Here is an 11,215-nt window from a genome sequence, read left to right on the forward strand (position 1 = left end):
CTTCGTCATTCCGGCTTTGGCAGTTGGAATGGCGGCCGGCTTCACGTATTTGGGCCGATATGCTGTTCTGGATTCTCGTTGCCGTTCTGACGGCAGTCGTCGCTGCCGTCCTGCTCTACCCCCTTCTGCGCGGTGCGAAGGCGGCGGAGAATATCCGTGCGGGTGAGGCGGCGGTCTATCGCGACCAGCTGCGCGAACTCGACCGCGATCTCAACGGCGGGCTGATCACGCCTGAGGAAGCCGATTATGCCAGGGCCGAAATCGGCCGTCGGCTGATCGCCGTTTCCGCCGGCGGGCCGGAAGAGGCGCCGAAACCTGCACGGCATCACCGTTTCACTGAGGCCTTCGTGCTGCTGGTGCTGCCGCTTCTCGGCCTCTGTCTTTACTTGACGACGGGCAGGCCGGACCTGCCCTCGCAGCCGCTGGAAGCGCGGCTGGAAAATCCCGGCAACGACATGGCGGTGCTGATCGTCAAGGCGGAACGGCACCTGGCCGAGAGCCCCGATGACGGCAAGGGCTGGGACGTGCTGGCGCCGATCTATCTGCGCACCATGCGGGTGAACGACGCGCAACTGGCCTACCGCAATGCCATCCGGCTGCTCGGCCCAAGCCCGGCTCGGCTCGACGGCCTTGCCGAAACGCTGATGGCGGTCTCCGACGGCGTGGTGACGGAGGAGACGCGGCAGGTGCTGGAACAGTCGCTGACGCTGGAACCCGACAATCCGCGCGCTCGCTTCTACGTCGCCCTCAGCATGGAGCAGGCAGGACGACGCGACGAGGCGCGCCAGGCCTTCGAAGCGCTGGCGAAACAATCTCCGGCCGATGCGCCCTGGCTGCCGCTGGTCAACCAGCATATCGCCATGAATGGCAGTGCGCCGGGAGGCGCCGATCAGGCTCCCCCGGGCGCCAATCAGGCTGCCCCCGGCAATCCCACGCAGCAGGATGTGGCGGCGGCCGAAAACATGAATGCCGGCGACCGTCAGCAGATGATCCGCGGCATGGTCGCGAGCCTCGACGCCAAGCTCAGCGCCGATCCGAACAATTTCGAGGGATGGGTGCGGCTCGTCCGCTCCTATGCCGTGTTGAACGATAAGGATCGTGCCGCCGATGCGCTGAAGCGCGGGCTTGCCGCCTTTCCGCTGCCCGGCGAACAAGGCAGCCAATTGCTGGCGCTGGCCAGGGAACTCGGCATATCAACGGAAGGATTGGCTGAATGACCCGCAAGCAGAAGCGCCTGGCGGTGATCGCAGGCGGCATGGGCTTCATTGCCGCCGCCGTGCTGCTGGTCATGTTCGCCTTCAGCCAGTCGGTCGCCTATTTCTACATGCCGGCCGATCTGGCCAAGACCCCGGTGGCGCCGGAAACCCGCATCCGGCTCGGCGGCCTGGTTGGCGAGGGCAGCGTCGTGCGCGGCGCCGGCTCGACCGTGGAATTTTCCGTCACCGACGGCAGCGCCAATGCCGTGAAGGTCAAATATACCGGCATCCTGCCGGATCTTTTCCGCGAGGGGCAGGGGGTGGTCACCGAAGGCATGTTTGCACCCGGGACCAACGTCTTTACCGCCGATACCGTGCTTGCCAAGCATGACGAGACCTATATGCCGAAGGACGTGGCCGACAGGCTGAAGCAGCAGGGGCTGTGGAAAGAGGGTCAGGGCCAGGAGGCGAAAGCGACGCAATGATCATCGAGATCGGCCATTACGCGCTGGTGCTGGCGCTGGCAACGGCGCTCATCCTCTCCGTCGTGCCGGTCATCGGCGCCCGCCGCCATGACCGGGCGATGATGGATGTCGCGACCATCGGTTCGCTGGCGATGTTTGCGCTCGTCGTCTTCTCCTTCGGCGTCTTGACCTATGCCCATGTCGTCTCCGACTTCTCGGTCGAGAACGTCTGGGAGAATTCGCATTCGCTGGTGCCGCTGATCTACAAATATTCCGGCGTCTGGGGCAATCACGAGGGATCGATGATGCTCTGGCTGTTGATCCTGACGCTGTTCAGCGCGCTGGTCGCCGTCTTCGGACGCAATCTGCCGGAGACGCTGAAGGCCAATGTGCTGGCCGTACAGGCCTGGATTTCGGTCGCCTTCACGCTGTTCATCCTGTTGACCTCCAATCCCTTCCTGCGGCTCGATCCGGCGCCGGCCGAGGGCCGCGATCTCAATCCGGTCCTGCAGGATGTCGGCCTGGCGATCCACCCGCCGCTGCTCTATCTCGGCTATGTCGGCTTTTCCGTCTGCTTCTCCTTTGCGGTCGCCGCCCTCCTCGAAGGCCGCATCGACGCCGCCTGGGCCCGCTGGGTGCGGCCCTGGACGCTTGCCGCCTGGACCTTTCTGACGCTGGGCATCGCCATGGGTTCCTACTGGGCCTATTACGAGCTCGGCTGGGGCGGCTGGTGGTTCTGGGATCCGGTGGAAAACGCCTCCTTCATGCCCTGGCTTGCCGGCACCGCGCTGTTGCATTCGGCCCTCGTCATGGAAAAGCGCGAGGCGCTGAAGATCTGGACGGTGCTGCTGGCCATCCTCACCTTCTCGCTGTCGCTGATGGGCACCTTCCTGGTGCGCTCCGGCGTGCTGACCTCGGTGCATGCCTTTGCCAGCGATCCCTCCCGCGGCGTCTTCATTCTCTGCATCCTGCTGATCTTCATCGGCGGTGCGCTGTCGCTGTTTGCCTTCCGGGCGCCGAAGCTTGCGGCCGGCGGGCTGTTTGCGCCGATTTCGCGCGAGGGCGCGCTCGTCGTCAACAATCTGATCCTGACGGTCGCCTGCGGCACGGTCTTGACCGGCACGCTCTATCCGCTGCTGCTGGAAACGCTGACCGGCGACAAGATTTCCGTCGGGCCGCCCTTCTTCAACCTGACCTTCGGCCTCTTGATGGCGCCGCTGATCGTCATCGTCCCCTTCGGGCCGCTGCTCGCCTGGAAGCGCGGCGATCTGCTCGGCGCCCTGCAGCGGCTCTATGTCGTCGCCGGCATCGCCTTCGCCGCTGCGCTGATCTTCTTCTATCTCCAGCATGGCGGGCCAGTGCTGTCCGTGCTCGGGCTGGCGGCCGGGCTGTTCCTGGTCTTCGGCGCGGTTGCCGATCTCTGGTATCGTGCCGGCATCGGCAAGGTTGCGGGCAACGTCGCCTGGCGGCGTCTGAGCGGCCTGTCGCGTTCGGCCTTCGGCACCGCTCTTGCCCATGCCGGGCTCGGCATCAGCGTGCTCGGCATCGTCGCGGTGACGACCTTCCAGACCGAATACGTCATCGAGATGAAGCCCGGCGAAACCACTGACGCCGGCGGCTACAGCCTGCATTTCGACGGCATGCAGCCGGCGACCGGGCCGAACTATACCGAGGAGCGCGGCCACTTCACCATCCGCCGCGCCGGTGTCGCGGTCGCCGATACCTGGTCGGCCAAGCGCCTCTACACCGCCCGCCAGATGCCGACGACGGAGGCGGGCATCCTGACCTTCGGCCTCAGCCAGCTCTACGTCTCATTGGGCGACGCCACCAAGGACGGCGGCATCGTCGTGCGCATCTGGTGGAAGCCGTTCATCCTCTGCATCTGGGGCGGAGCGCTTGTCATGGCTGCCGGCGGCCTCGTCTCCCTCAGCGACCGCCGCCTGCGCGTCGGCGCCCCGCGCAGGAAGGCGAAGGCGGCAAAGCCTGTAGAGCCTGCAATGGAGCCGGCGGAATGATGCGGCGTCTCCTCCTGGCTTTCGTCTTGATGCTGTTGGCCGCGCCGGCCTTCGCCGTCAATCCTGACGAGGTGCTGGCCGACCCGGCACTGGAAGCGCGCGCTCGCGCCCTTTCGGCGGAACTGCGCTGCATGGTCTGCCAGAACCAGTCGATCGACGATTCCAATGCCGATCTCGCCAAGGATCTGCGCCTGCTGGTGCGCGAGCGCATCACCGACGGCGACAGCGACGAGGCGGTGCTGAACTATATCGTCTCGCGCTACGGCGAATTCGTGCTGCTGAAGCCGCGGTTCAGCATGAAGACCGGCCTGCTGTGGGGCGCCCCGGCGCTGCTCGTGCTCGCCGGCGGACTGTCACTGCTGGTCTTTGCCCGCAGGCGGTCAGGCAAGCCGACAGGAAGTAAATTGACCGCGGATGAGCAGTCGAAGTTGAACGAGCTCCTGGAAAAGTAGCGGTCCGCCGGCGGCAATCGCCAGCCCGCGACCAAACATTTTCACACATTACCAATTTTTCATTGGCCGGACAGTTCGCAGTAAGGTGCGCCATCCTATATCTTGATGCATCGACTGATCCGGCGCTGCCGGGCTGAAGATTTAAGAACAAGAGAAGGTGCTCCAATGCTCAAGAATTTCAACGGACGTCCGTCCCTCGCCACCGTGCTCAAGGCTTCTACCGTCGCCGGTATCGCAGCCGCTGTGCTCGCAACCGGCGTTCCGCTCGAAATCACCCGGTCTTATGCCGAAGCCGTCAAGGTTCAGGCGCCTGCCGTGCCGAGCTTCGCCAATGTTGTCGACGCCGTTTCGCCGGCCGTCGTTTCCGTTCGTGTCGAAAACCGCGTCAATCCCGTCTCTGACAATGATGGCCTGTCCTTCGATTTCAACGGCCGCGGCTTCGATGATCTTCCCGATGATCATCCGCTGAAGCGCTTCTTCAAGCAGTTCGGCGGCCAGGACCCAAATGATCAGCAGGGCCATCAGCGGCGCTTTGGCCAGAACGGTCCGGGCGGCCCGAATGGCCCGGGCGGCAAGGGCCGGCTGCGTCCGGTCGCTCAAGGCTCGGGCTTCTTCATTTCCGAGGACGGCTACATCGTCACCAACAACCACGTGGTGTCCGATGGCCAGGCCTTCGTCGCCGTCATGAATGATGGCACCGAACTCGATGCCAAGCTGATCGGCAAGGATCCGCGCACCGATCTCGCCGTGCTCAAGGTCGACGGCAAGGGCAAGAAGTTCACCTATGTCAACTGGGCCGACGACAACAATGTCCGCGTCGGCGATTGGGTCGTCGCGGTCGGCAACCCCTTCGGTCTCGGCGGCACGGTCACGGCGGGCATCGTTTCGGCCCGCGGTCGCGATATCGGTTCCGGTCCATATGACGATTACCTGCAGGTGGACGCGGCCGTGAACCGCGGCAACTCCGGTGGCCCGACCTTCAACCTCAGCGGCGAAGTCGTCGGCATCAACACCGCGATCTTTTCGCCGTCGGGCGGCAGCGTCGGCATCGCCTTCGCCATTCCCGCCTCGACCGCCAGGGATGTCGTCGCCGACCTGATGAAGGATGGCCAGGTGTCTCGCGGCTGGCTGGGTGTCCAGATCCAGCCGGTGACCAAGGATATCGCCGAATCTATCGGTCTGTCCGAGCCGAGCGGCGCCCTTGTCGTCGCCCCGCAGGCGGGCTCTCCCGGTGACAAGGCCGGCATGAAGGCCGGCGACGTCGTCACGGCGCTGAACGGTGAAACGATCAAGGATGCGCGTGATCTCAGCCGCCGCATCGGCGCGATGCAGCCGGGCAGCAAGGTCGAGCTTTCGGTCTGGCGCGCCGGCAAGGCCCAGCCTCTGACCGTCGAACTCGGCACGCTGCCGGCCGACCAGAAGGATGCGAACGCCGATGACAACAGCCAGCCGCAGCAGCCCGAAGCGCCGGCGTCCGAAAAGGCGCTCGCCGACCTCGGCCTGACGGTCGGTCCCTCCGACGACGGCAAGGGCCTGGCGATCACCGGCATCGATCCGGACTCCGACGCCGCGGACAAGGGCATCAAGGAAGGCGAGAAGATCACCTCGGTCAACAACCAGGAAGTCTCCAGCCCCGCCGATGTCGTCAAGGTGCTGAACCAGGCCAAGAAGGACGGCCGCACCCGCGCGCTGTTCCAGATCCAGTCCAGCGAAGGAAGCCGTTTCGTCGCGCTTCCGATCAACGGCCGGGGCTGATCCTTTAAGAAAACAGGAGCCGTGCGGATGAAAATCCGCGCGGCTTGATTCTTCTGACCTTTGAAGGATGATCGCGATGAGCGCCGCGCCGCAGGAAGATGCTTTGAGCCTTGCCGAAACGCAGCCGGTGGGTAATGTCGGCCGCATGAAGATTCTCATCATCGAAGATGATCTCGAAGCCGCGGTCTACCTCACGAAAGCCTTTCGCGAGGCGGGTATCGTTGCCGATCACGCCAGCGACGGCGAGGCCGGCCTGTTCATGGGGTCGGAAAACACCTACGACGTCATCGTCATCGATCGCATGCTGCCGCGCCGGGACGGTCTCTCCGTCATCAGCGAGCTGCGCCGCAAGGCGATTCATACCCCGGTTCTCATTCTTTCCGCCCTCGGCCAGGTCGATGACCGCGTCACCGGCCTTCGCGCCGGCGGCGACGACTACCTGCCGAAGCCTTATGCCTTCAGCGAATTGCTGGCGCGCGTCGAGGTACTCGGCCGCCGCAAGGGCACGCCGGATCAGGACGTCGTCTATCGCGTCGGCGATCTCGAACTCGATCGACTCTCCCACGAGGTGCGCCGCGGCGGCAAGGAAATCCCGCTGCAGCCGCGCGAATTCCGCCTGCTCGAATATCTGATGAAGAATGCCGGCCAGGTAGTGACCCGCACCATGCTGCTCGAAAATGTCTGGGACTATCACTTCGATCCGCAGACCAATGTCATTGACGTCCACGTCTCGCGGCTGCGCTCGAAGATCGAGAAGGACTACAGCCAGCCGCTCCTGAAGACCATTCGGGGCGCGGGGTACATGATCAAGGATGAGGGATGAGCCGCTTCAGGGTTCTCTTCAAGTCCACTGCAGTCCGCCTTTCGGCACTCTATATCCTGCTTTTCGCCATCTGCGCCGCGACCCTCGTCTTCTATGTGACGGCGATGTCGGAACGGCTGCTGACCGGCCAGATCCGCGACGCCGTCAAGCAGGAGGTAGAGCAGGTGCAGCGCGCCTATGACACCGGCGGCATGAACCTTTTGTTGCGCACGATGGAGCGGCGTGCCCGCCAGCCGGGCGCCAATCTTTATATCATCGCCGGCCCCTCGGGCGATATTCTCGCAGGTAACGTCGCCTCTGTGCAGCCGGGCGTCTTCGAGGAGGTCGGCTGGACCTCCGCGCCCTTCGCCTATCAACGTTATACCGACGGCGGCGGTGTCGAGCGCCGTCATCGGGCGATCGCCAATATCTTCGTTCTCGACAACGGCTTGCGGATCCTGATCGGCCGGGACCTCGGCGATCCCGAACGTTTCCGCCTCCTGGTGCGTCAGGCATTGATGGTGGCGCTGGCGATCATGGGGCTCGGCGCGATCATCATCTGGTTCGCCATCGGCCGCAATGCGCTGAAACGCATCGACCGCATGTCGGATGCGAGCAAGAAGATCATGGCCGGCGACCTGTCGCAGCGCCTGCCGGTCGGCGGCTCCGGCGATGAATTCGACCGGCTGTCCATGTCTTTGAACACCATGCTGGAGCGCATCGAAAAGCTGAACGAGGGCCTGCGGCAGGTCTCCGACAATATCGCCCACGATCTCAAGACGCCGCTGACGCGGCTGCGCAACAAGGCGGCCGATGCGGTCGATATGGCCGATGGCGAGGCGCGGCGGACAGCGCTCGAAGGCATTATTTCCGAATCGGACCAGCTGATCCGCACCTTCAACGCGCTGCTGATGATCTCCCGCGTCGAGGCCGGGTCGGTGGCGGCGGAGATGTCAACGGTGGAGCTTTCCGCGATCGTCTCCGACAGCGCCGAGCTTTACGAGCCGGCGGCCGAGGAAGCTGGGCTCGGCCTCAGCGCCAGCGTCGAGCCAGGCGTCGAGGTCCAGGGCAATCGCGAACTGATCGGCCAGGCGATTTTCAACCTGCTCGACAATGCCATCAAATATTCCTCCGATACCGAAGGCGCTGGCACGGTGTCGCTGAAGCTTGCCCGCCGCCCGGACGGCATCTGTCTTTCGGTGGCCGACCACGGTCCGGGCGTTCCGGCCGAACGGCGCGACGATGTGGTGAAGCGCTTCGTCCGTCTCGACGAAAGTCGTTCGAAGCCCGGCACGGGGCTCGGCCTTTCGCTGGTAGAAGCCGTCATGGAGCTGCACAACGGCCGCCTGGAACTTTCGGACACCGATCCCGACAAGCCCGAACAGCGCGGCTTGACCGTCAGCATGATCTTCCCGGCCAAGGCCGCGTGATCTTTTCCGCCGAAGTCCGATAGGCTGAATCGCGTATTGGCGGTTTGGTGCCAAGACCCTAGTTTAATCCCGACCGAAGGAGACAGTTCGCGATTCGACGTGGTCGCTCCTTTCGCCTAAAGCCAGGGAGAGCGCATGCTGACGAAATCGACGCATGGCCTGAAGGACGTGGCCGAAGGGCTGCTGCGTCCGCTGAGCCAGACGGAGCTGAAGCTGGCGCTGGCCGACCTCCAGGAGGCTGGCAAAAGCCAGCCGTCGGTGGCTGCGATGCTGAAGACGGAAGGCCCGCTACGCGATTTTATTGCCGCGGCGCTGACGCTGTCGCCTTATCTGCGCGAAATCGCCAATCTCGATCCCGCCATCCTTGCCGGCGCCATCGCGCAACCGCTGGAGCCCCAGATCGAGGCGCTAGTCGCCGAAGCGCGCGGTTGCTGGCGGCCGGACGGCGAGGGGGCAGCACCCGCCGAATCCGTGGTGATGACCAGGCTGCGCATCATCAAGCGCAAGGTCGCTTTCCTCGTCGCGCTCGCCGATCTCTCGCGCATTTTCGACGGGCGGGCGACGACGGCCTGGCTGAGCGAGCTGGCCGAAGCGTCGGTCGCCGCCGCGATCGACCATCTGCTGCTGGCGGCCCATGAGGGCGGAAAGCTCAGGCTGCGCAATCCGGCGGCCCCGAGCGACGGCTCCGGGCTGATCGTGCTCGGCATGGGCAAACTTGGCGCCTGCGAGCTCAACTATTCCTCCGATATCGATTTGGTCGTCTTCTTCGATGAAGAGGCCGGCATCGTGCCCGATCCCGATGACGCGATCGAGGTGTTCCCCCGGATGATGCGCCGGCTGGTGCGCATCCTGCAGGAGCGCACGGCGGACGGCTACGTCTTCCGCACCGATCTCAGATTGCGCCCCGACCCCGGCTCGACGCCGCTGGCGATCCCGGTCGAGGCGGCGATGATCTATTATGAGGGCAGGGGTCAGAACTGGGAGCGGGCAGCCTTCATCAAGGCGCGCGCCGTCGCCGGCGACCTTGCGGCGGGCAGCGATTTCCTGCGCGGGCTTTCCCCTTTCGTCTTCCGCAAATATCTCGATTATGCGGCGATCGCCGATATCCATTCGATCAAGCGGCAGATCCACGCGCATAAGGGCCACGGCGCCATTGCCGTCAAAGGCCACAACGTCAAGCTTGGCCGCGGCGGTATCCGCGAGATCGAATTCTTCGTCCAGACCCAGCAACTGATCGCCGGCGGCCGCATGCCGGCCTTGCGCGGCCGGGCGACGGAAGAAACGCTCGGTGAACTCACCAAGGCGAAATGGATCGATGCCGAGACGCGGGACGAACTGACGGAGGCCTACTGGTTCCTGCGCGATGTCGAACATCGCATCCAGATGGTGCGCGACGAGCAGACCCACCTGCTGCCGGAAACCGATGGCGACCTGAAGCGCATCGCTTTCATGATGGGCTTTACCGATACGCCGAGCTTTGCCGAACGGCTGGTCGGCGTGCTGAAGACGGTCGAGCGGCGTTATGCGCATTTGTTCGAACAGGAAAGCAAACTTTCCACCGGCACCGGAAACCTCGTCTTCACCGGCCAGGGCGACGATCCCGATACGCTGGAGACGCTGAAGAAGCTCGGCTTCACCCGGCCCTCCGACATCTCGCGCATCATCCGCACCTGGCACTACGGCCGCTACCGCGCGACGCAATCGGTCGAGGCGCGCGAAAGGTTGACGGAGCTGGCACCGGAGCTTTTGCGGGTCTTCGGCGAAAGCAAGCGCGCCGACGAAGCGCTGCTGCGCTTCGACAGCTTCATCTCCGGCCTTCCCTCCGGCATCCAGCTGTTCTCGCTGCTCGGCAGCAATCCGGCGCTCCTGTCGCTGATCGTCAACATCATGTCCTCGGCACCCCGCCTTGCCGAGGTGATTGCCGCCAGGCCGCATGTCTTCGACGGCATGCTCGATCCCGGCCTGATGGCCGAACTGCCGACCCGCGATTATCTCGGCGAGCGGCTGAAGGGCTCGCTTGCCCAGGCCCGCCACTATGAGGAGGTGCTCGACCGGCTGCGCATCTTCGCGGCCGAACAGCGCTTCCTCATCGGCATACGCCTGCTGACCGGCGCGATCAACGGCGACATGGCCGCCCGCGCCTTCACCCATCTCGCCGACCTCATCATATCAGCCGCGCTCAATGCCGTGGTGAGTGAGATGCGGGGGGCACATGGTGACTATCCCGGCGGACGCATCGCCGTTGCCGGCATGGGCAAGCTCGGCAGCTTCGAGCTGACGGCGGGCTCCGACATCGACCTGATCCTGCTCTATGACTATGACGATGCTGCCTCCGAATCCGATGGGGCAAAGCCGCTCGACGCGACGCGTTACTTCACCCGCATCACCCAAAGGCTGATCGCCGCCCTGTCGGCGCCGACCGCCGAAGGCGTGCTCTATGAGGTCGACATGCGGCTGCGCCCTTCCGGCAACAAGGGACCGGTCGCCACCCGCATCAATGCCTTCGGCAAATATCAGCGCGAGGAGGCCTGGACCTGGGAGCACATGGCGCTGAGCCGCGCCCGGCTGATTTCAGGCGATGACAGCCTGATCGCCGAGGCGGAGCATATCATCCGCGAGGTGCTGACGTCAGATCGCGACATTGCCAAGGTGGCGCATGACGTCGCCGAGATGCGCGCGCTGATCGACACGGAAAAGCCGCCATCCACCCCCTGGGACCTGAAGCTGATCTCCGGCGGCGTCATCGACCTCGAATTCATTGCCCAGTACCTGGCGCTGATCGCCCCCACCAAAGGCGTCGGCACTGCCGTCAACGGGCTGAGCACCGGCGAGGCGCTGAAGGTGATTGGCGATAGGCTGATGGCGACGGCCGATCTCGACACATGCCTTGAGGCTTTTGCCCTTTATACCAGCCTGTCGCAGCTGATCCGCCTCTGCATCGACGGCCTGTTCGATCCGAACGACGCGCCCGCCGGTCTCGTCGAATTGGTCTGCCGCGCCGGCGACTGCCCTGATATCAGGACGCTGGAAGGTGAAGTGAAGCGGCTTTCGAAGGCGGTCAGGAAGATCTTCCTGACTGTCGTGAAGGCTTGAATGCATCG

The 11,215-nt window shown here is 64.4% G+C and carries 8 protein-coding genes; all 8 read left to right on the forward strand.

The window, feature by feature from the left end; translation table 11 throughout:
• The first annotated feature begins 59 nt into the window (after window positions 1–59).
• The 8 genes from ccmI (at window position 60) to K6N12_RS06745 (ending at window position 11,207) form a co-directional block, all read left to right on the forward strand.
• Window positions 60–1,217 carry a c-type cytochrome biogenesis protein CcmI gene (gene ccmI, locus K6N12_RS06710; RefSeq protein WP_131711498.1) on the forward strand — a complete coding sequence of 386 codons (1,158 nt, stop codon included), beginning with the start codon at window positions 60–62 and terminating at the stop codon, window positions 1,215–1,217.
• On the forward strand, window positions 1,214–1,681 hold the full coding sequence (ccmE, locus tag K6N12_RS06715) for a cytochrome c maturation protein CcmE (RefSeq protein WP_097630107.1): 468 nt from the start codon (window positions 1,214–1,216) through the stop codon (window positions 1,679–1,681). Before ccmI ends, ccmE begins: the two co-directional genes overlap by 4 nt.
• Entirely contained in the window at window positions 1,678–3,675 is a 1,998-nt protein-coding gene (locus K6N12_RS06720) for a heme lyase CcmF/NrfE family subunit (RefSeq protein WP_222148787.1), read from the forward strand. The genes ccmE and K6N12_RS06720 overlap by 4 nt, the downstream gene beginning before the upstream one ends.
• Entirely contained in the window at window positions 3,672–4,127 is a 456-nt protein-coding gene (locus K6N12_RS06725) for a cytochrome c-type biogenesis protein (protein WP_222134758.1), read from the forward strand. The genes K6N12_RS06720 and K6N12_RS06725 overlap by 4 nt, the downstream gene beginning before the upstream one ends.
• A 165-nt stretch (window positions 4,128–4,292) precedes the next feature.
• The gene (locus tag K6N12_RS06730; RefSeq protein WP_097629461.1) at window positions 4,293–5,882 is read left to right on the forward strand and encodes a Do family serine endopeptidase; all 1,590 of its coding nucleotides are present in this window, start codon (window positions 4,293–4,295) and stop codon (window positions 5,880–5,882) included.
• 67 nt (window positions 5,883–5,949) lie between these two features.
• Window positions 5,950–6,705 (forward strand): response regulator transcription factor, encoded by a 756-nt coding sequence (locus K6N12_RS06735; RefSeq protein WP_375166091.1) that lies wholly within the window; start codon window positions 5,950–5,952, stop codon window positions 6,703–6,705.
• Window positions 6,702–8,114, forward strand: a complete 1,413-nt coding sequence (locus K6N12_RS06740) for a sensor histidine kinase (protein WP_097629462.1) — start codon at window positions 6,702–6,704, stop codon at window positions 8,112–8,114. The genes K6N12_RS06735 and K6N12_RS06740 overlap by 4 nt, the downstream gene beginning before the upstream one ends.
• A gap of 135 nt (window positions 8,115–8,249) precedes the next feature.
• Window positions 8,250–11,207 carry a bifunctional [glutamine synthetase] adenylyltransferase/[glutamine synthetase]-adenylyl-L-tyrosine phosphorylase gene (locus K6N12_RS06745; protein WP_097629463.1) on the forward strand — a complete coding sequence of 986 codons (2,958 nt, stop codon included), beginning with the start codon at window positions 8,250–8,252 and terminating at the stop codon, window positions 11,205–11,207.
• Window positions 11,208–11,215: the final 8 nt, after the last annotated feature.

The sequence above is a fragment of the Rhizobium redzepovicii genome (assembly GCF_019793435.1).
Lineage (GTDB): Bacteria > Pseudomonadota > Alphaproteobacteria > Rhizobiales > Rhizobiaceae > Rhizobium > Rhizobium redzepovicii.